Below are 20,331 nucleotides of genomic sequence, written 5' to 3'. Positions count from 1 at the left end.
CGCGAGGGATCATTCGGTCGCGTCCGGGAGCGTTCGGCCGTGGCGGCCGACGCGGGGGCACGGCTCGCCCGTACGGGTTAACGTCGAACTATGCGGAACAGGCTGTTCCTGATCTGGCTGGCCGGTCTGCTGCTGGCGCTGTCGGCGGCCCTGCCCGCCGCGACGGCCGTCACGTCCCCCGTGCCGGCCGTCTCCTCCGCGTCGAACGTGACGTCCTTGTCCGCCGTGGCGTCCGCCCCCCGCGCGTCGACGATCGACGAGGTGGCACGGGCGTTGCGCGGGAACCCGGTCTACGTCGACCCGGCCGCCGCCGGTCAGCTTCCACCGGTGCAGGCGGCGGCACTGGCGAAGAAGATCAAGGACGCAGGCAAACCCGTGTTCGTGGCGGTGCTCCCGCGCACCGCGGCGTTCCCCGAGCAGAGCCTGCTGGCCACCCTGCGCGCCGACACGGGCATCACCGGCGTCTACGCGGTCCGTCTCGGCGACGGCTTCGCCGCGGGCGCAGACCCGCAGGTCATGGCTACCCGGGCGGTCCAGAACCTCGCCGCCGCGGTGAAGGCCCCCGGCACGGGCACCGACGCCACGACCCAGCTGAACGCCTTCGTCGACAGCGCCCTCGAACAGGCCCGGGGCAGCGCCCCCGCCTCCTGGGGCGGTTCCGCCGGGGGCGGCGGACCCTCGCCCGCCGCCGGGCTGATCGTCCTCGGCGCGGTGCTGGTCCTGGGCGGTGGCACCGCCTACGCGATCACCCGCCGCAACCGCGTGCGCAGGGCGCAGGAGGAGCGGGCCGCCCTCGACAAGCTCAGGGTGGTCGTGGACGAGGACATCACCGCGTACGGCGAGACGCTGGAGCGACTCGACTTCCACCCCGCCGAGGCCGGGGCCGACGACGCCATGCGCGCCGACTACGAACGCGCCCTCGATTCCTACGAGACCGCGAAGACCCGCATGGCGCACGCCCGGCACCCCTCCGACGTGCGTGAGGTGACCCGGGCACTGGAGGACGGGCGCTTCTCGCTCGCCGTGCTGGCGGCCCGGCGCGCCGGGAGCGAACCGCCCGCCCGCCGCCCGCCGTGCTTCTTCGACCCGCGCCACGGTCCCTCGGTCGCCGATGTCCGGTGGTCGCCGTCCGGCGGCACCGCCCGCGAGGTCCCGGTCTGCGCGGCGGACGGACTCCGGCTGCGCGAGGGCGAGGAGCCGCTCGCCCGCACCGTCGACACGGCCGACGGCCGCCGCCCGTACTGGGAGGCCGGTCCGGCCTACGGCCCCTGGGCGGGCGGCTACTTCGGCGGCGGGCTGCTCCCCGGCCTGCTGGTCGGCACCGTACTCGGCTCCATGCTGTCCAGTCCGGCGTACGCGGCGGAGTACGGGGGCGGCGACTGGGGCGGCGGGGACTTCTCCGGCTCCGACTTCGACCCGTCCGGTTTCGACTCGTCCGGTTTCGACGGCGGAGGTTTCGGGGGCGGCGACTTCGGCGGAGGCGGTGGTTTCGACGGCGGCGGGTTCTGAGCGGGGCGCCGGCCGCCTCTCGGGCGGAGTCGATTCATGCTAGACCTGATTTTATGTCTGGTATCGGTCGATTCCGGGCGAGGCTGCGACGCTCCGTCCGGCGGCCGGACCGGCACGAGGGGAAGCACACGGGCCCCGCCGCTCCCGTACCGCCCGGCCGGGACACGACGGACCGCACCCCGGCTCGCGAGCTGCGCTCGGTGTTCAGCGTGCGCACCATGGCCGGTCAGGTCTTCTGCCTCGTGCTGGTGCTCGTCCTGCTGATCATCGTGGGTGCCGCGATCACACTGGTGGTACAGGGCCGCCGGGCCAGCCTGGAGGAGGCCCGGCTGCGCACCCTGAGCGTGGCCCAGACCTTCTCCAACGCTCCCGGCCTCGTGGCGGCCCTGGACAGCAGGAACCCCACGGCGCTCCTGCAATCGCGCGCGGAGGAGGTTCGCAAGGACGCCCATGTCGACTACGTCGTGGTGGCCAGCCCCCAGGGCGTCCGCTACACCTATCCCGACCCCGCCCGCATCGGGACGCGCCTGACCGTCCCGTACCAGAAGGCGTTGACCGGCCAGAGCGTCACCCAGACGGTGAAGAGCCCCGAAGGCCCCGAGCTCAATTCGGTGGTGCCCGTCACCCGGACCGACGGCTCGGTCGCCGGACTGATCTCTGTGGGGCTCACCGACAAGTCGGTGAACAGCGCCGCCAGCCGGTACATCCCGCTCAGCCTTCTCGTGGCGCTGATCGCCGCCGCGCTCACCACGGTGGGCGCGGCGCTCGTGAGCAGACGGCTGCGCCGCCAGACGCACGGACTCGAACCCGCCGAGATGACCCGGATGTACGAACATCACGACGCGGTGCTGCACGCCGTCCGGGAGGGCGTGCTCATCGTCGGGGACGGCCGTCGGCTGACCCTGGCCAACGACGAGGCCCGCCGGCTCCTCGGGCTGCCCCCGGACGCCGAGGGCCGCGCGGTGGCGGACCTCGGACTGGACCCGGACACCGTCGCGGTCCTCACCTCCGACGACAGCGTCACCGACCGGGTGCTGCGCAGCGGCAACCGGCTGCTCGCCGTGAACCTGCGGCGCACGGACGCGGGCGGCGGCCCGCCCGGCACCGTCGTGACCCTGCGCGACACCACCGAGCTGAGCGCCGTCGCGGGCCGTGCCCAACTGGTCAACGAGCGACTGCTGCTCCTCTACGAGGCCACCGCCCGGATCGGCACCACGCTCGACGTGACCCGGACGGCGCAGGAGCTGGCGGACGTGGCGACGCCCGGATTCTCCGACGTCACCACCGTGGACCTCGCCGAGCCCGCGGATCCCGGGGAGGAACCGGATCTCGACGCCGGGCGCCCGCTGGACATGCGCCGTACCGCCATCGCCACCACCGATCCGCGCCAGCCCCTCTACCCGGTCGGCTGGCCGGTCGGCTTCGTGCCCACCAGGACCGCCGCCATGCGGGTGGACATAGAGAGGACCGGGCTGGGCCCCGACATGATCACCCAGCTGGGATGGCGGAACTGGGACCCGTCGCGGGCGGGGTCGATACAGGGCTTCGGCTTCCACTCGGTGCTCTCCGTGCCGCTGCACGCGCGGGGCGTCATCCTGGGCCTGGCGAACTTCTGGCGCGCCCACCCCTCCGAGCGGTTCGACGACGACGACCAGACCTTCGCCGAGGAACTGGTCTCCCGGGCGGCGGTCAGCGTGGACAACGCCCGCCGGTACACCCGGGAGCACACGATGGCGGTCGCGCTGCAACGCAGCCTGCTGCCCCGTGACCTGCCCGACCAGAGCGCCCTCGATGTCGCCCACCGCTACCTCCCTGCACGGGCCGAGGTCGGCGGCGACTGGTACGACGTGATCCCGCTGTCCGGGGCCCGGGTGGCGCTGGTCGTCGGCGACGTGGTCGGCCACGGTCTGCACGCGGCCGCCACCATGGGCCGGCTGCGCACCAGCATCCACAACTTCTCCGCGCTGGACCTGGCGCCGGACGAACTCCTCGGGCACCTGGACGATGTGGTCAGCCGTATCGACCAGGCCGAGGCGGACGACGACGGGGGAGGCGAGGTCACGGGGGCCACCTGCCTCTACGCGATCTACGACGCGGTCTCCGGCAACTGCTCGGTGGCGCGCGCCGGACACCCCGGCCCCGCCCTGGTCCTTCCCGACGGAAGCGTCGAGTTCCCCGAGGCGCCGACCGGGCTGCCGCTCGGTATCGGCGGCATGCCCTTCGAGGCGGCGGAGTTCCACGTTCCGGAGGGGAGCCGCCTGGTCCTCTTCACGGACGGGCTCGTCGAGGGCCGCGACCGGGACATCGACACCGGGCTGGAACTGCTGCGCGACACCCTTGTCGGCCGCGACCGCACACCGGAGGAGACCTGCGACGACGTGCTCGCCGCGATGCTGCCCGACGCTCCGACCGACGACGTCGCGCTGCTGGTGGCCCGTACCCGCACCCTCGATCCCGACCAGGTCGCGCAGTGGGACGTGGCCACCGACCCGGCGGCGGTGGCCGGGGTCCGCAAGAACGTCGCCGAGTGGCTGGCCGAACGGGGTCTGGACGAGGAGGCGTTCACCACCGAGCTGATCCTGAGCGAACTCGTCACCAACGCGGTGCGCTACGGCGCCGGGCCGATCGAGGTCCGCCTGCTCCTCGACCGCAGCCTGATCTGCGAGGTGTCCGACACCAGCAACACCTCACCGCATCTGAGATACGCGGCTTCGACGGACGAGGGCGGCCGGGGCCTGTTCCTGGTCGCCCAGATCGCCGAGCGCTGGGGTACCCGCTACACGGAGAGGGGCAAGGTGATCTGGTCGGAGCAGTCGGTCGGGGAGCCGGAGCAGCCGCCCGGGGGCGGCGCCGGGGACGGAAACGAAGAGGGAAACGGTGGGGGAAGCGGCGGGGACCGCCAATCGGGGGGCGTCGGGGGCGAAGGCGCCGGAGATCCGAGCGACGGGCGGGTCTGACCCCGCGCACCCGGCCGGGCCACTCCCGGTCAGCACCCCGGCCCTGTCCGGTCCCTGAAACCCGACCGCACCCGGCCGTGCCCGCCCTCCGGCCCCGGAGAGGAAGGAGGGGGCGGAAGGCGGGCACGGCCGGGCTCGTGCCCCGGCGCGGGAGGCCGGGGGACGAGGGGCAGGGGGTTGGTCAGGCTCCGGGAGCGGCCTTGATCGCGGAGATGTCGAAGGTGAGCTTGACCTTGTCGCTGACCATCACGCCGCCGGTCTCCAGTGCCGCGTTCCAGGTCAGGCCCCAGTCGGAGCGCAGGATGTTCGCACTGCCCTCGAAGCCGACGCGCTCGCTGCCGTAGACGTCGGTGGCGGAGCCGTTGAACTCCAGGTCGATGGAGAGCGGACGCGTCACGTCCTTGATCGTGAGGTCGCCGGTGACGCGGTACGTGTCGCCGCCGAGCTGCTCGGCCCGGGCGGAGCGGAACGTCATCAGCGGGAACTTCTCGGCGTCGAAGAAGTCGCCGCTGACCAGGTGGCCGTCGCGGTCGGCGATGCCGGTGTCGACGCTGGCGATCCTGACGTCGATCGACGCTGTGGAGTTCGACGGGTCGCGGCCGTCCAGCTTCAGGACACCCTCGTGCTCGCCGAAGGTGCCGCGCACATTGGTGACCATGGCGTGCCGCACGGTGAAGCCGATGCTGCTGTGGGCCGGGTCGATCGTGTAGTCGCCGGTCAGCGCGGCGAGGGCCGGGTCCACAGGGGGAGCGGTGACGGTGGCGGCGGGGGCGTTGTTGTTCTTGCGGGTGAACAGAGCCATGGCTCCTCCTCGGGGGACGCGACCGGATGACGGTCGAGGGGGTCGGAATCAGGTTGTTTAACCTTCAACGAGAACGACAGTAGCGCAATCTAGTTCAATGTTCAACATTGCCTGCGAGTGTTCTGTCGTGGTCCTTGCCGTGGCGTTCGGCCGCGGCGTTCGGGCCCGCCGTTCCGCCGTGGCGTTCCGCGGTGGTGTTCGGCCGCGGTGTTCGGCCGTGGTGTTCGCCGTGATGTGGGGTTGGCGTCCCCGTCGTGTCACCGGGGCGGGCCGGATGCCGCCCGCGATCCGTCCGATCCCCGGCGGGCCCTGGCGACGCGCGTAGAACTCGGGCAGTATCTCCCTGCCCCTTGTTTGTCATGACCAGGAGGAGTCCCCCCATGGTGTCCCGTATGACACTGCGCCCCGTCCTGACCGCCCTCGCCCTCGTCCTGGGCGTCCTCTTCGCCCCCGGCATCGGCGTCCTCGGCGGCGGCGCCACCCAGGCCCATGCCGACACGAAGCTCACCCACTCCCAGGCCACCGCCCGGTTCAGTTCCTCCGGGGTCACCTGGTCGTCCTCCGGTGGCTGCTCCGACCGCAACGTCAGCACCTGCACCTCGTTCGACCAGCTCAACCTGGCCACCGCCCAGGGCGCGCAGACCCTCAAGGGCGCCACCGGCTGCGCCCTGAACATCACCGGCGGCACCGAGACCGGGCACGCCGGCGGCACCTACTCGCACTGGAACGGCTACAAGCTCGACTTCGGCAAGTCGACCTGCCTGACGAACTACATCCACGGCACCTTCACCTACATCGGCCTGCGCGGTGACGGCGCCCCCCAGTACAAGGCGGGCTCCGGCAACATCTACGCCGACGAGGGCAACCACTGGGACGTGACCTACTACAACTGCGGCGGCTGCTGACCGCCGGCGGCGTCCCGCCGCACCTCCGTACGCGTGCCCCTGTTCCGGTCGACGGCCGGAACAGGGGCACGTGCGTTCGACCGGCCGGAGGCCGTCTGTCGGGGCCCGGCGACGGGGCCCTATCCTCCGGTTGGCGATCGGGCCGTACGGGCCGTACGGGCCTCACGCCCCGCCCCGCCGAGTCCGCAACAAGCCCTTCCCCACAGGAGCTTCGATGCACGGATCCAGTCGCTTCGTCCCCGCCTCGCCCCTCACCCGGCGGGCGCTGCTGCGCTCGACCGCCGGCGCCGCCCTCGGTGTCGCGGGTCTCGCCGCGGGCGCCACGACAGCGCGGGCGGCCCAGCCCCGTGCGGCACTGATCACCGGCGACAAGGTCCGCGATCTCACCGGACCCACCGAGACCGGCCGGTTCGCGGCACCCTGGACCGACCTGGGCATTCCCGCCCGGTGTCCCGACGGCTCGATGCTGTTCGTCGGCGGCGACACCTTCGACGGTGCCGGGGTGGGCGCGTCCGACTGGCGTGCGCCGGTGGGGCTGCGTTCCCGCGACAGCGCGCTGAACTCCCTCGTCATCGACGGCAGTGTGGGAGGCGGTCACGCGGAGGGCCTCGTCCCCGAGGGGCACGAGGGGAACACCACGGCCATCCCCTCCGACGTCTTCACCGTCGGCGGCACGATGTACATGCACCTCATGCGCGGGGTGATCTACCGGACGCACCACTCCGACTTCTGGCGGTCCGACGACAACGGCGAGACCTGGCAGTACCTCTGTCAGTGGCCGGGCGACCAGTACGACGGGCAGTTCCAGCAGAAGACCTACGCGGTGGCCGACGACGGATACTGCTACGTCCTGTCGACCGCCTTCAACCGCGATGTGACATCCGACCTGCTCCTGCACCGGGTCCGGCAGGACGCGCTGGGTGATCCGGGGGCGTATGAACCCTGGGGGTACGCCAACGGCGCCTGGGGCTGGGGGAATTACCCGACCGGGATCACCGGCGCGCGCCGCTGGGGCGAGATCTGCTTCCGGGCCATGGGCGGGAAGTACGCGCTGACCTGGCTCAACATGGCCCCCCTCGACATCCGTGCGCAGGTCTTCGCGTTGCCCACCTCCAACCTGTTCACCACTCCGGAACAGACGGTCATCGTGCCGATCGTCCCGGGACTGGAGTTCGGGAACGCGGTGGCGAGCCCGTACGGCGGATTCATCGTCCCCGGCTCGACGTTCGCCGATTTCCACATCGCCGTCAGCCAGTGGTACGACGACCGGAACTACCGGGTGATGCAGTACCGGATCAACGGACTCGCCGCGTAGCGGGGCGCGTTCGGGCGGGGGCGGGGGCGGGGCGGGGGGTGCGCGACGCCCGGAAATTCATTCGCTGCGCCTCGCGGACGGCTGATAGCAGTGGGAGATGCCTACCGAAGCCCTTGACCCGATGGAACATCTCCTCGCCGAGCGGGCCTGCGAGCGTCTGATCGTCGAGTTCGTCCGCCGCCTGGACCTGGGGGACCCGAGCGGAGTCGCGGATCTCTTCACGCCGGACGGGGTGTGGGAGTGGCCCCACGGCGACCGTGAAGTGCGGGGACGGGACGCGCTCCGCACCTACTTCGGGGCGCGGCCCGAGGACCGGCTGTCCCGTCGCATGTCCACGAACATCCTGGTCACGGTCCATTCCGCGGTGGAGGCGACCGCCACCTCCTACTTCGCCACCTACCGGGTCGACGGTCACACCGGCGGCATGGTGCCCCCGAGGCTGCCCGCGAACGTGGGCCACTACGAGGACACGTTCCGCAGGGCCGACGGCGTCTGGCTCCTCGAAAGGCGGATCGTGCACCTGCCGTTCGGCGGAGAGACGGCGCGGCTCGGTCAGGAACGGCAATAGCGACGAGCGCGTGACGGCGACAAGCGCGACGGGGCCGGGCGCGACGGGGCCGGGCGCGACGGGGGGCGTGACGGGGCCGGGCGCGACGGGGTGACGAGGCCCCGGCGTGTCTCGATGGTCTATTTGGACTGTTAGAGTTCGACCATGCCACGTCGCGCTCTCGACAACCCGATCGTGCTCGCGGTGCTGGGACTTCTGCTGGAGCAGAGCTCGCACCCCTATCAGATCCTCTCCGAGCTGCGGAAACGCAGCGACAACCACGCAGCCGCGATCACCCGCGGCACGCTCTACAACACCGTCTCCGCCCTTGCCGAGGCGGGTTGGCTGGCCGAGCAGGGCCAACAACGCACGGGAAACCGCCCGGAGCGAACCGTCTACGCGCTCACGGAAGCGGGCCGTGACGAACTCGTGCGGCGTCTTGACGCCCACATCCGCACCCCCGAGCGGGAGTTCTCGCAGTTCCTGGGGGCCGTCAGCTATCTGGGAGCCCTGGGCCCGGACGGTGCCGTCGAGGCACTGACGGAGCGGGCCGGACGTCTTCGGCGGCGCACGGTGGCGGACGAGGAACGCCTCGCGGGCGCCCTGGCCGCGGGCGTGCCCCGGCTGCACGTCATCGAGGCCGAGTACGCGTTGTCCCTGGCACGCGCCGAGATGACGTGGATCGACGAGGTCATCGACGACATCCGGAACGGGAAGCTGAGCTGGCCCGAGGCCGCCGCCACGCAGCCCGGTACCGACCGGGAAAGGGCCGACCGGGAGGGAGGGCGCGCATGACACCGACACCGGCACCGGCACCGAACGCGCATGCGGGGCTGATCTTCGGGATCTACCCGGGATCGGTCGCGGGCGACGACACCGGGGGACTCGCCGCCGGGCCGCCCGACGACCCCGACCGTGTGTCCCACGCCCTGGACCAGCTCCAGGGCCGGGCCGGGCGACCGTTCCTGGTGCGCGCCTACACGGGGTTCGGCGACACCACCCGGCCCGGCGGCCCGCACCCGACCGAGACGCCGGCCGATGCCGAGCGGTACGCCGTGCGGGGCCGCCGGCTGGACCTGGTGGCCCAGTACCGGTCGCGCGGCGCGGACGTCGACGGCTACTGCCGATTCCTGTGCGAGCTGGTCGCCCAGTACGGCCCGGTCACCGATACCCTCCAGGTCGCGGAGGAGCCGAACATCACGACGAACCCCACCCTGGACGGCTACTACCCGGGCGTGCGCGAGGCGATCGTGCGGGGCGTCATCGCCGCCAAGGCGCGGGCACGCGAACTTGGCCACACCCATCTGCGCGTCGGCTTCAACACCACACCGCTCTTCGGGCCCGGCGCCTCCTTCGTCGCCGACCTCGTCGCCCTCGGCGGCGATGCGTTCGTCGCCGAACTCGACTACGTGGGGCTGGACTTCTTCCCGGACGTCTTCCGCCCCGTGCCCGCCGCCGATCTCGCCGGGGCCGTCGAGGGACTGCTGCGCCACCACCGCGACGCGGTCCTCGACGCGGCCGGGTTGGGGCATCTGCCGCTGCACATCACCGAGCACGGCTGGCCCACCGGGCCGGAGCGCCCCGTGCGTCGGCAGGCCGAGGTCGTCGAGACGCTGATCCACGTCCTCGCGGCGCACGCGCGCGAGCTCCGCCTGAGCGGTTGCACGCACTTCGCGCTGCGCGATGCCGACAGCACCGAGCCGGGCCTGTTCCACCGGTTCGGCCTCACCACCGACGACTACACGCCCAAACCCGCCTTCGGGGTCATGAGGGCACTGATCGAGCAGTACGGCGCCTGACGGGGGCGTCCCGCCCCCGCCGTTCCACCGGCCCGGACCGGTCCTGCGTGATGCGCACGGCCGGTCTAGGCTGGGAAAACCGGCAGGCGGTCCACCGGACGGGCGGACCGCCTCCGACGTGCGACACCCCCTCGGCCGCGCAACGGCCGGGGCCCACGCTTCGACCGGCAGGAAGGGTGCACGATCATGGCCGAGAAGCGGAAGATCCTCGTCGTCGTCACGAACGTCGGCGCGTACGAGAAGGTCGGCATGCGCACCGGCCTCTGGCTCGGCGAGCTCACCCACTTCTGGGACGTCGCCGAGAAGGCCGGGTTCACGATGGATGTCGTCAGCCCGCGGGGCGGGCTGATCCCGCTGGACCCGGAGAGCCTGTCCCATGAGGCCCTTGCCGAGCTCGGCACCGGAAAGCGGTATGCCGACCGGGAGTTCATGGACCTCCTCGACGACACGGGGAAGATCGCGGACGTGGACATGGGGGAGTACGACGCGATCTACCTGACCGGCGGACACGGGGTGATGTTCGACTTCCCGCAGACGGCGGAGCTGGAGGCCTTGATCGCCAGGTTCCATGACTCCGGCCGCATCGTGTCCTCGGTGTGCCACGGGGCCACGGGGCTGCTGAACGTCACCCTCGAAACGGGAGATCCGCTGGTACGGGGGCGGAGGGTCACCGGCTTCTCCTGGCCCGAGGAGGAGCTGGCCGACCGGGCCGAGGCCGTCCCGTACAACCTCCAGGAGGAACTGAAGCGGCTCGGCGCCGAGTACAGCACCGCCGACGAACCGTTCGCCCCGTACGTCGTCGAGGACGACAACCTCGTCACCGGCCAGAACCCGGGCAGTGCGAAGGGGGTCGGCGAGACGGTGGTCAGGCGGCTGGCCACCGTGTAACTGACGCCTGCGGGGCCCGGCCCGGGCGCGGTACGAACGAGCCGCGGGGCCCGGAGCAACCGGGACGGCGGTGGCGTGCCCCACCGGCCGGTGGCTCCGGCCCTCGCCCCGTCAGGTGCGGGCCCGCGCGGCCACGTGTGTCACTTCCGCCAGAAGAGGTGGTGTGTCACGTCCGCCAGAAGAGGTGGTGTGTCACGCCGCTCGGGCTGGGCACGACGTCCAGGTGGAACCGGTCGAGCAGATCGTCGGGGGAGTCCCAGAGCCGCAGCCCGGAACCCAGCTCCACCGGCGAGACCGCCACATGCAGGGTGTCGACGAGGTCGGCGTCGAGGAACTCCCTGATGGTGGTGACCCCGCCGCCGAGCCGGACGTCCTTCCCCTGCGCCGCCTCCCGCGCCCGTGCGAGGACCGCCGCCGGCTCGTCGTCGACGAAGTGGAACGTGGTGTCGGAGAGGGTGAAGGAGGGACGCACGTGGTGGGTCATGACGAACACCGGCGTGCGGAACGGGGGCTCGTCGCCCCACCAGCCGCGCCACTGCTCGTCGGCCCAGGGGCCGCGCTGCGGACCGAACTTGTTGCGTCCCATGATCTCGGCGCCGATGCCGTGCGGGTAGTCCCGCGTGAGGTAGTCGTCGAGGCCGCGGCTGCCGCCGGGTTCGGTGCGCATGGGCCAGCTCGCCGTGGCGCCGGCCCAGGCGAACAGACGCTCGGGGTCGACGTGACCGAACGGGCGCTCGAAGGTCTGGTCCTCACCGGCCGCGATCCCGTCGCGCGAGACATTGAAGTTCTGGACCCTCAGTAGTTGAGCCATGTGCTTCTCCTGTTGCTGTTGTCGACAACAGGGGTAAGACTGCCCGACGCGCGGAAATTCATCGCCGCCCGTGCGAACTTTTGTGCGAATGACCGGCCGGACGGGGAACCCCGTCCTCGCGGCCGGCCACCTGGTCCCCTCAGCTCCCCACCCGCACCGTGAAGCGTCGCGGACTGCCGTCGTTGGCGGCGCCCGAGACGTCGGGCTCGCCGTCCGGACGCACGTCGTCGTACGGGAAGGCGTACCCGATCGGACTGTTGGTGTGAACCACCCGTGACCAGTGGTTCGTGACCGCGCCCCGGTAGTAGTCCGCCGCCGAGGTGCCGTTCGGCTGATCGGGGTGGGTGAGCATCAGGGAGCGGTTGAACCCGGCCGCGAGCCGGGCCAGCAACGCCTTCTTGTCGTCCGGGTCGCCAGGATTGTTGGCGAACGGGCCGTGGTTGCATGTGAAGACGTCCTTGGACACCGGTTTGACGAAGGTGTGCCCGCCGTCGAAGGTCAGGACGTCGCCGTTCACCCGACCCGTGCGCACGCCCCGCCCGCCCTGGAGGTCGATCCGCAGATCCGTGGAGCGGTATTTCTCCCAGACCTCGTCGATGTAGGCGGTGAACACGTCCCGGAACGGCATCTCGTCCGGCCGGTCGAAGAACGGGGCCATCAGGTTCTGGGGCGAGATCACCCGCAGCACGCCACCGTCCGACCCCCGGATCACCAGCTTGTCCCAGGGCCGGCCGTCGGTGGCGGCCTGGGCGGTGAGCCCGTCGGCGATTCGCTGCACGGCCCCGTCCGGGAGCGGGGCCACGGTGTGCGTGCCGTCGCCCTCCAGCGTCAGGCCGATGGGCAGGGCGGTCACCAGGTCGACGTAGCTGATGTTCGCGTACAACTGCTGCGGATTGAACGTGAACTCGCAGAACGACCACGTCCGCCCGTAGTTGGGGTCGGTGGATGTCGCGAACGCGGGCTCGACCAGTGCGGGGCCGGGGTTGAGATAGAAGGTGAGGGTGTCGTCGCGCACGAAGTAGACGCGCGCGCCGTACATCTGGGGAAGCGTCAGCACGACGGGTGCGCCGCCCGCCGCGTTCAGCGGGATGGCGCAGTCGACCGGCAACGGCGTCTGTGGCGCGGCGGGGGAGTCGGGGTGGTAGACACTGCCGTCGGCCCGCAGCAGCACCCAGCGGTCCGAGCCCTGTTCGTGGCCGATGACGTAGGCGTTGACCCGGCCCGGCAACGACAGGTTCTCCAGGGCGAGTTCGCAGGTCGCGGGTGCGGCGGAGGCGCTGGATGCGAGGGCGCTGCCCCAGACGGGGCAGGTGAGGGCGGTCGCGGAGGCGGCGAGGCCGCGGGTCAGGAACGTTCGGCGTGAATGCACGAGAGGACTCCCGAGGTGTGGGGGGACGCGGAAGGGCCGGGGTCGTACGCGAGTGGGGCGCGGGAGACGCCGGAGGGGCATCCGCGGGTGTTCACCACTGTCCCGGTGGCCGACGGGGGCCGTCAAGACATGTGGCTGAGAGCGCTCTCAGAATCGCCGGGGCTTCATCACCCGACAGGCTCTCAGGTGGTCGCGGGCGGTCGCGGAACTCCTGTCGTTCGGTGCGCAACCTGTCCGCTTGCGGGTGCCTCACCCTTCTGTGACACCACGAGCTCAACCGCGCCATTTATGGGAATCGCATAATCCCTCCTCCCGGAATCGGTCGACTCCTTCCCTGATTCTCCTTCTGAAAGCTGACGTGATCCCCAGGAGGGCAAGTCAGGCGTTATGTGGGGTCCATATAAATCAAGGAGGCTCGTATGACCCGCAAGGGTCATGTGCCGGTGACGGGGACCGGTGCGATGACGCCGCCGGGGGCCGATGCGCCGTCGTCGTGGTCGGGGTTGCTGGAAGGCAGCTCGGGTGTGCGATTCCTGGAGGAGGAGTCGGTACGGGGACCGGTGGTGTCCTCACCACGCTGGGACAGGACGACGTCTTCGAACGCGCCGGTATCCGACGGCTGTCGCCGTTCACGGTCCCCATGCCGATGTCCAACGGGCCCGCTGCCCGGGTGGGCATGGACCTGGGGGGGCTGCTCGCGCTCAGGGACGGCACGGTCCCGGCGACGTGCAACCTCGACGAACTCGACCCGCGCGTCGAACTGGACGTGGTGCGCGGTGAGCGGCGTACCGGTCGATGGTCCGCCGCTCACCGCGCAACTCGTTCGGGTTCTGCGGACATGACGTCAGCCTCGTCCTCACCATGTGACGACGCGACCCCGACCGCCATGCCGGCGACCGGGGCCGGACGATCCGGGTGGCAGGGGCCGGACGGTCGGTGCGTCCGGGGTCAGACGATCGGGGTGGTCACCGTGCCGATGCCGTCGATGGTCACCTCGACCACGTCGCCGGTCTTCAGGTACCACCGCGGGACGCGGGCCCGGCCCACGCCGCCGGGGGTGCCGGTGAGGACGAGATCGCCGGGGCGCAGGGGGAGCATGGTGGAGATGTACGCGATCAGCCGGGCCGGGGTGAAGAGGAGGTCGGCGATCGCGTGTTCCTGGACGGTCGTTCCGTTGACCGTGGTGGACAGGGTAGCGGTGGTGGGGTCGAAGGCGTCGGGCGTGGTGAGCACCGGGCCCACGGGGGTGGAACGGGCCCAGATCTTGCCCTGGAGCCATTCCGTGGTGCGGTACTGCCAGCCGCGCATCGAGATGTCGTTGGCCACCGTGTATCCGGCGATGCAGTCGGCCGCCTCGTCCTCGTCGACCCTGTACGCGGTCCGGCCGACGACGACGGCGAGTTCGCCCTCCCAGTCCATCTCCGGGTCCTCCGGCACGGCGGCCACCGGGTCGGCGGGGCCGGTCAGGGTGTCGGCGAACTTCGCGAAGAGGGTGGGGTGGGAGGGCAGGTCCCGTCCCATCTCCTCGATGTGTCCGGTGTAGTTGAGTCCGGCGCACAGCACCTTCGACGGATTCGGCACGACCGTGTCGAGTGCGGTTCCGGCGGCCGGGACGCGGCGCCCGTCGGCGTCGGCCGCGAGCTCCCGCCAGTTCTCGTGGTGCAGCAGGGTGCCGATGTCGGCATGGCCGGGGATCTCGGTGAACGTGCCGCCGTCCAGGCGGGCCGCGATCGTCCCGTCGGCGGTGCGCACGGTTGCCAGTTTCATGTCCTTGCTCTTTCTCTTCCCGCGGAGGATGTACCCGCGGAGCGTGTTCAGGCGTCGACGGCGCAGTTCCCGGGGACGACCAGGTCGAAGAATCCCCAGTGCGCACCGGCGGGCAGGGTGCCCGACAGCATGCGGCCGCATTTCTGCGTCACGATGTGCGAGGAGCCCCGGTGCTGGCTGCCGGCGTGACTGTCACGGAAGAAGCGTTGCAGCACACCGTCCCGCATGACCCGCGCTCCGGCGAATCGGTGCACGAGTTGGCTGATCTCCACCGCGGTCCGGCCGGCGAGACTGCACGCGAGGCGCGACATCGTCTCCTGTTCGTCACCGAGCCGTGCCCCGGTGGCGAGCGTCGACTCGTTGTCGCCCCAGGTCTCGCGGAGCAGCGCCATCGTGCCGCGGACGTGCGAGAAGTGGCGGGCGAACTCGCCGAAGAACTCGTCGCTGGTGACCGGGGACTCCTGCGCGGGGTCCTTGCGCAGGGTCAGTTCGCGCAGCTCGTCGAGCATGCGCCGGCCGACCCCCTGCGACCAGGCGGCCTGGTGCAGGCCGGCGCAGAGGGCGGGGCTCAGCCGGTTCGCGGGGCGGCCCCGGCGGGCGTGGCCCGGGCCGATGCCGTACACGTACGCGTCCTCGACAAGGACGTCCTCGGCCCGGTAGTCCAGGCTCGCGGTCGCGCGCAGCCCGAGCATGTCCCAGTTGTCGCTGATCCGGACGGCGGAACGGGGGACGAGGCAGACCACCCGCTCCCTGGTGCCCTCGACGGTGGCGGAGAGGTTGAGGTGCGTGGCCATGGAGACGCCGGGGGCGAACTGCCAGACACCGCTGACCCGGTAGCCTCCCGCGACGCGCACCGCCCGGCCGGTGAACGACGCGGACTGACCCGCCACCAGCGGATACGCGCCGTCGGCGAAGAGTTCGGCAACGGCTTCGTCGCCCAGGTGGGCGGCGGCGGTCGCCGTCTCGCTCGTCAGGGCCCGGACCAGCCAGCCCAGCGAGGCGTCCGTGTGGGACAGCTTCTCCATCACCTCCAGGATCTGGAGCGGGGAGGCGTCCAGGCCACCGAGTTCGGCGGGCACGGTCAGCCGGAGGATGCCGCTGTCGCGCAGGGCGTCCTGGACCGCGGGCGTCGGGCGGCGCAGCCGTTCGCTGTCGGCTGCCTCGCTCAGCAGGAGGGGACGGATCGCCTCCAACTCCGCCGACAGGGCGGTGAACTCGGCGGATGCGGATGCGGATGCGGGTGCGGGTACGGGCGTGGTGGTGGGCGTGGTGGGGTGGGTCACGGTCGGTTCCTTTCGGACCGGGCGCCGTTCGCGGTGCCGTCCTCGGATTCCTGGGCGAGCGCGCTCCACTGGCCGCGGTAGAAGAGCAGCGGCCGGGCGTCGTCCTGCTGGCCGTACGCAGTCACGCGGCCGAGTACCAGGACGTGGTCCCCGCCGTCGTAGCCCGCCCAGGGCGTGCACTGGAAGTACGCCGGTGAGCCGCCGATGCGCGGCGCCGGGCCGTCCGTGATCCAGTCGACCGGCCGTTCCTGGGGCTTGCCCGCGAAATGGAGTGCGGTGTCGAGCTGGTTGTCCCCGAGGACGTTGACCGCGAAGGGGCGTTCCAGCAGGTGGGTCAGGGCGCGCGAGGTGCGTTGCATGGACACCAGCACCAGCGGCGGGTCCAGGGACACCGAGGTGAAGGAGTTCACGGTGACGCCGTAGTGGTCGGCGCCGGAGCGGTAGGTGAGGACGACGACGCCGGTGGCGAAGTTGCCCAGGGTGTTGCGGAGTTGGCGGGGGTCGGGGTGCGGAGGGAGCGCGGCGTCCGATGCGGGGGGTGCGGCGTCGGCGGCCTTCTCGTAGATCTCGGCGTCCCACATGATGTCGGTCATCGGCGAACCTCCTGGATGGGTTGTGGGCCCCGCGGGTGGGACCGGGCGGAAAGTGAGGGAAACGGTGGAAGGCGGTGGTGGGTGGCGGGCGATGGCGGGTGGAACGGGGGGCGGGCGCGGGGCGGGCGGCCGGTCGCGGGGGACGAACACGGCCGCCCGCCCGGATCAGAGCGCTTCCTCGACGGCTTCCTCGCTCGCGGCGAAGGAGGTGCCCGTGCCCTCGGGCAGCCACGTCCGCAGCAGCGGGTAGAGGAGGAGTGCCGCGACGAACGACACCAGGAAGCCGAGGGGGAAGACGTCGGTGGCCATCAGGACCATGCCGGCGGCGGCGGACAGGACCAGCGTGATGACCCCGGCCCAGTTCCACTTCTCCACCCGGTGGGTGCGGCTGTCGTACCGCGCCCTGCGCACCAGGTAGTAGTCGGCGATCATCACGCCGCACATGCCGAGGGTCATCGCGCCCAGGTAGGCGAGGTAGGTGGAGAACTTCTCCAGGATTCCGGCGCCGATCATCACCAGGGCGATGAGGTTTCCGAGGACCACCATCGCCGCCCTGCCCGGCTTCCTGCCGGTGAGGGCGTCGACCAGGTTGACCAGGGAGAGCGAGCCGGAGTAGGCGTTGATGGCCTGGGCCTTGGCCTGTGCCGCGTAGATGGTGACGAAGCCCATCCAGGCGGCGAAGATCACGAAGAAGGCGCCGGTGTTCTGCATGACGAAGTCGCTGCCGGCCGCGCCCGCCGCCTCCGGGGTCAGGCTGCTGTCGTGGTCCATGAGGTACGTGACGACATCGGGCATGCCGCCGATGACGACGAGCGATCCCAGGACGGTCATCAGGACGTTCTGGGTGATCGGACCGGCCGCGGCCAGGACCGTGACATCACGTCGGGTCCGGCAGTAGCGGGCGAAGTCCGTGGTGACGAGGGCGATGGTTCCGGCCGTCGCGCCCATGACCGATACCGCGGCCTCGAACTTCGGCCACAGGCCCCCGGGGACGACTCCCGCGTAGCGGAAGACGTCCATCGGGTCGGCGCCCTCGATCACGTAGATGTGAATGATCATGTAGATCGTCACGAGGAGGGTGACCGCCGTCAGCACACCGGAGGCGCGCAGTGCGAGCTTCAGCCCGAAGACGGCGAGCCCGATCCACAACAGGGTCATCAGGCCGTAGAGCAGGATGCGCGTCACCCAGGAGTCGGGCAGGTCGAACATCAGCAGGGTGCCCTGGTAGAGGAGGGCGGACTCCATGGCCAGGAAGCCGAGGATCATGAACGCGAAGATCGCCGAACCGATCGACGATCCCCGCAGGCCGAATCCGAAGAACCGGGAGGTGATCGTGGAGGACATACCCGTCTCGAAGGCCATCCTCCCGAGTGCCTTGCCGAGGAAGACCCCGAAGGCCGCGACCAGGACGCCGACGATCAGACCCACCGTGAAACCGGCGAGGACGACGGTGAAGCCCGCGATGGCGAAGACGACGAGCGCGGTGGCGACGCTGATGGGGCTGAGCGCGAGCTGATGACCGCTCCTGCGCTCCGCCGCCGGGACGCTGACCAGGGCATGGTCCTCCGCCGCGGCGGACAGCGTCGAATCGGTGGGTCTCGGGGGGTTCGTTGTTGATGACGACACAGTTTCCTACCCATCGGAGAAGAGACAGCGCCCTCGGCGCGTTCCGCGAGGGAACGCGCCTGGTGTCGCCGTGGTCGGTCAGTCCGTGCTGCAGCCCGCGATCGCGACGGCCTCGATCTCGACGAGGATCTCCGGCTTGGCCAGAGCCGCGACCTGGACCAGCGAGCAGGCCGGGAAGTCGCCGGTGAAGAACTCCTCGCGGGCCTTCCACACCTGGGCGTTGTCACTCATGTGAGTGACGAAGATGGTCATCTTGACGACGTCGTCCATGACGCCGTCGGCCGCCTCGACGAGGTCCTTGATCTTCTGGAGGACGACCTTGGACTGCTCGTAGGCGTTGTCGCCGAGGAGGGTCTCGCCGTCCTTGCCGCGCGCGGTCATCCCGGAGACCCAGATCAGGTCGTCGACGCGGAGACAGTTCGACCAGGTCTTCGCCGCCGGTTCGCGGACGGCGTCGGAGAAGAAACGTTCCTTCTTCATGTTCGCGGGTTCCTCACAGGTTGATTCGGCTGTCCCAGGCGGACGTTCCGCCCCAGTTCACGCACACGCTCTGGCGGCGCATGAAGCCCTGCCAGGCGGTGGAGCCGGCGGTGCGGCCGCCGCCGGTCTCCTTCTCGCCGCCGAACGCGGCACCGACGTCGGCGCCCGTGGTGCCCATGTTCACGCGCACGATTCCGCAGTCGCTGCCCCGGGCGGAGAGGAAGGTCTCGATGTGGTTCAGGTCGGTGCTGTGCATGCCCGAGGCGAGTCCCTGGGCCACCCCGTTGTGGATCTCGATGGCCGAGTCGAGGTCGTCGTAGACCAGCACGGAGACGATCGGGACGAAGGTCTCGGACTGCGCGATCTCGAAGTGCGGTTCCACCCCCGTGACGATCGTCGGCTCCACGTACAGTCCCGGCCGGTCGATCACCCGGCCCCCGTACACCACGGTGGCCCCGTCGAGTTCGGCGCGGGCGAGGACGGCGCGGTAGTCCTCCACCGCCTGGGCGTCGATCAGCGGGCCGACGACGGTGTCCGGGTCCCGCGGGTCCCCGATGGCGATCTGCTCGAAGGACTTCTTCATCAGCTCGACGAGTTCGTCCACGATGCTCCGGTGGGCGATGACCCGGCGGGTGCTGGTGCAGCGCTGACCGGTTGTACCGACCACACCGAACGTCAGCGCCTTCGCGGCGAGTTCGAGATCGGCGGTCTCGTCGACGATGCAGCCGTTGTTGCCCGAGCACTCCAGCTGGTAGCGGCGTCCGAGCGTCGAGCCGACGATCTCGGCGACCTTGCGACCCACGCCCGTGGAGCCGGTGAAGGAGATCATCGCGACCCGGGTGTCGGCGATCAGCCGCTCGGCGACGGCGTTGTCGGCGGGGACGAACAGCGAGAAGACGCCCTCGCACCCCATCTCCGCCGCGGCCTGGTTGACCAGCTTCTGCACCGCGATCGCGGTGAGCGGCACCTTGGGACTCGGCTTCCAGACCACCGTGTTCCCGGCGATCGCGGCGAGGAACCCGTTCTGTGCCCAGACGGCGGCCGGGAAGTTGTACGCGCTGATCAGCCCGATCACGCCCAGCGGCAGCCACTGGTCGTACATGCGGTGCTCGGCACGCTGCGACTGCTGGGTGAAGCCGTACATCATCCGCGCCTGGCCGGCGGCCAGGGTGGACATGTCGACGGCCTCGCGGAGCTCGCCCCGCGCCTCCATCATCGACTTGCCGGTGTCCAGCGCGACGACGGCGGCCAGACTGTCGATGTTCTCCTCGATCAACTGGCCGATGCGGCGGACGAACTCACCGCGACGGGGCGGCGGCACCATGCGCCACTTCCGCTGCGTCTCGACGGCGGCGGCCACGATCCGCTCGTAGTCCTCGGCGTCGGAGGCGGCGATCCGGCCGACGATCTCGCCGTCGGCGGGACAGACCGCCTCGATCACCGGGCGGTCCTCGACGGCACCCCAGCCGAGGGAGTCCGTGTAGGTGCCGGAATGCACATGGTCCAGGCCGAACGCGGCAAGCACCTTCCCGGTGTCGAACAGGGACGTGGCCGTCCCGTTCGTCCCGGCGGTGTCGTTCGTCGTGGTGGTCCCGGTGGTGTCGTTCGTTTCCCTCATCGTCACTTCTCCTCGCTCCCCGCCGATGCCGCGACTCCGGCGAATTCCCTGCCGCACGTGGG

18 protein-coding genes are annotated in these 20,331 nt (G+C 70.9%); 8 read left to right on the top strand and 10 right to left on the bottom strand.

Annotated elements, in window-relative coordinates; all coding sequences use genetic code 11:
- Positions 1 to 90: 90 nt before the first annotated feature.
- Together ACF1CT_RS01005 and ACF1CT_RS01000 are read left to right on the top strand one after the other, a co-directional pair.
- A complete protein-coding gene (locus ACF1CT_RS01005; protein WP_391781614.1) occupies positions 91 to 1,509 on the top strand; it encodes a hypothetical protein in 1,419 nt (472 codons plus the stop codon).
- 218 nt (positions 1,510 to 1,727) lie between these two features.
- Positions 1,728 to 4,466, top strand: a complete 2,739-nt coding sequence (locus tag ACF1CT_RS01000; RefSeq protein ID WP_391782149.1) for a SpoIIE family protein phosphatase — start codon at positions 1,728 to 1,730, stop codon at positions 4,464 to 4,466.
- A gap of 181 nt (positions 4,467 to 4,647) precedes the next feature.
- Here the strand turns inward: ACF1CT_RS01000 and ACF1CT_RS00995 are convergent, their stop codons facing one another.
- Positions 4,648 to 5,268, bottom strand: a complete 621-nt coding sequence (locus tag ACF1CT_RS00995; RefSeq protein WP_391781613.1) for a YceI family protein — start codon at positions 5,266 to 5,268, stop codon at positions 4,648 to 4,650.
- Positions 5,269 to 5,648: 380 nt separating this feature from the next.
- Between ACF1CT_RS00995 and ACF1CT_RS00990 the strand changes: the two genes are divergently transcribed.
- The 6 genes from ACF1CT_RS00990 to ACF1CT_RS00965 all read left to right on the top strand — a co-directional run bounded on the left by ACF1CT_RS00990 (position 5,649) and on the right by ACF1CT_RS00965 (position 10,722).
- Positions 5,649 to 6,173 (top strand): hypothetical protein, encoded by a 525-nt coding sequence (locus ACF1CT_RS00990; protein WP_391781612.1) that lies wholly within the window; start codon positions 5,649 to 5,651, stop codon positions 6,171 to 6,173.
- Between the two features lie 214 nt (positions 6,174 to 6,387).
- Entirely contained in the window at positions 6,388 to 7,488 is a 1,101-nt protein-coding gene (locus tag ACF1CT_RS00985) for a DUF4185 domain-containing protein (protein ID WP_391781611.1), read from the top strand.
- Between the two features lie 97 nt (positions 7,489 to 7,585).
- The gene (locus ACF1CT_RS00980) at positions 7,586 to 8,056 is read left to right on the top strand and encodes a nuclear transport factor 2 family protein (RefSeq protein WP_391781610.1); all 471 of its coding nucleotides are present in this window, start codon (positions 7,586 to 7,588) and stop codon (positions 8,054 to 8,056) included.
- Positions 8,057 to 8,200: 144 nt separating this feature from the next.
- A complete protein-coding gene (locus ACF1CT_RS00975) occupies positions 8,201 to 8,830 on the top strand; it encodes a PadR family transcriptional regulator (protein ID WP_391781609.1) in 630 nt (209 codons plus the stop codon).
- Positions 8,827 to 9,834, top strand: a complete 1,008-nt coding sequence (locus ACF1CT_RS00970; protein ID WP_391781608.1) for a hypothetical protein — start codon at positions 8,827 to 8,829, stop codon at positions 9,832 to 9,834. The genes ACF1CT_RS00975 and ACF1CT_RS00970 overlap by 4 nt, the downstream gene beginning before the upstream one ends.
- Before the next feature lie 186 nt (positions 9,835 to 10,020).
- Entirely contained in the window at positions 10,021 to 10,722 is a 702-nt protein-coding gene (locus tag ACF1CT_RS00965; protein WP_391781607.1) for a type 1 glutamine amidotransferase domain-containing protein, read from the top strand.
- Positions 10,723 to 10,888: 166 nt separating this feature from the next.
- Here the strand turns inward: ACF1CT_RS00965 and ACF1CT_RS00960 are convergent, their stop codons facing one another.
- The 9 genes from ACF1CT_RS00960 to ACF1CT_RS00920 form a co-directional block, all read right to left on the bottom strand.
- Positions 10,889 to 11,533 carry a dihydrofolate reductase family protein gene (locus ACF1CT_RS00960; RefSeq protein ID WP_391781606.1) on the bottom strand — a complete coding sequence of 215 codons (645 nt, stop codon included), beginning with the start codon at positions 11,531 to 11,533 and terminating at the stop codon, positions 10,889 to 10,891.
- 139 nt (positions 11,534 to 11,672) lie between these two features.
- A complete protein-coding gene (locus ACF1CT_RS00955) occupies positions 11,673 to 12,902 on the bottom strand; it encodes a glycoside hydrolase family 64 protein (RefSeq protein WP_391781605.1) in 1,230 nt (409 codons plus the stop codon).
- A gap of 433 nt (positions 12,903 to 13,335) precedes the next feature.
- Positions 13,336 to 13,713, bottom strand: coding sequence for a hypothetical protein (locus tag ACF1CT_RS00950; RefSeq protein WP_391781604.1), 378 nt, complete (start codon positions 13,711 to 13,713; stop codon positions 13,336 to 13,338).
- Between the two features lie 137 nt (positions 13,714 to 13,850).
- Positions 13,851 to 14,669: a fumarylacetoacetate hydrolase family protein gene (locus tag ACF1CT_RS00945; protein ID WP_391781603.1), complete on the bottom strand. Its 819-nt coding sequence runs from the start codon at positions 14,667 to 14,669 to the stop codon at positions 13,851 to 13,853.
- A gap of 47 nt (positions 14,670 to 14,716) precedes the next feature.
- Positions 14,717 to 15,952: an acyl-CoA dehydrogenase family protein gene (locus tag ACF1CT_RS00940; RefSeq protein ID WP_391781602.1), complete on the bottom strand. Its 1,236-nt coding sequence runs from the start codon at positions 15,950 to 15,952 to the stop codon at positions 14,717 to 14,719.
- Complete coding sequence (locus tag ACF1CT_RS00935; protein ID WP_391781601.1) at positions 15,949 to 16,545, bottom strand: flavin reductase family protein; 597 nt, start codon at positions 16,543 to 16,545, stop codon at positions 15,949 to 15,951. The genes ACF1CT_RS00940 and ACF1CT_RS00935 overlap by 4 nt, the downstream gene beginning before the upstream one ends.
- A gap of 165 nt (positions 16,546 to 16,710) precedes the next feature.
- Positions 16,711 to 18,171, bottom strand: coding sequence for a purine-cytosine permease family protein (locus tag ACF1CT_RS00930; RefSeq protein ID WP_391781600.1), 1,461 nt, complete (start codon positions 18,169 to 18,171; stop codon positions 16,711 to 16,713).
- 78 nt (positions 18,172 to 18,249) lie between these two features.
- Positions 18,250 to 18,651, bottom strand: a complete 402-nt coding sequence (locus ACF1CT_RS00925) for a RidA family protein (RefSeq protein ID WP_391781599.1) — start codon at positions 18,649 to 18,651, stop codon at positions 18,250 to 18,252.
- A 13-nt stretch (positions 18,652 to 18,664) separates the two neighbouring features.
- Positions 18,665 to 20,269, bottom strand: a complete 1,605-nt coding sequence (locus ACF1CT_RS00920; RefSeq protein WP_391781598.1) for an aldehyde dehydrogenase family protein — start codon at positions 20,267 to 20,269, stop codon at positions 18,665 to 18,667.
- Positions 20,270 to 20,331 lie beyond the last annotated feature (62 nt).

Source organism: Streptomyces sp. NPDC014734, assembly GCF_043083325.1.
In the GTDB taxonomy this organism is placed as follows: domain Bacteria; phylum Actinomycetota; class Actinomycetes; order Streptomycetales; family Streptomycetaceae; genus Streptomyces.
The sequence above is the reverse complement of the archived record's forward strand: the minus strand, read 5'-3'. Positions and strand labels throughout refer to the sequence as shown.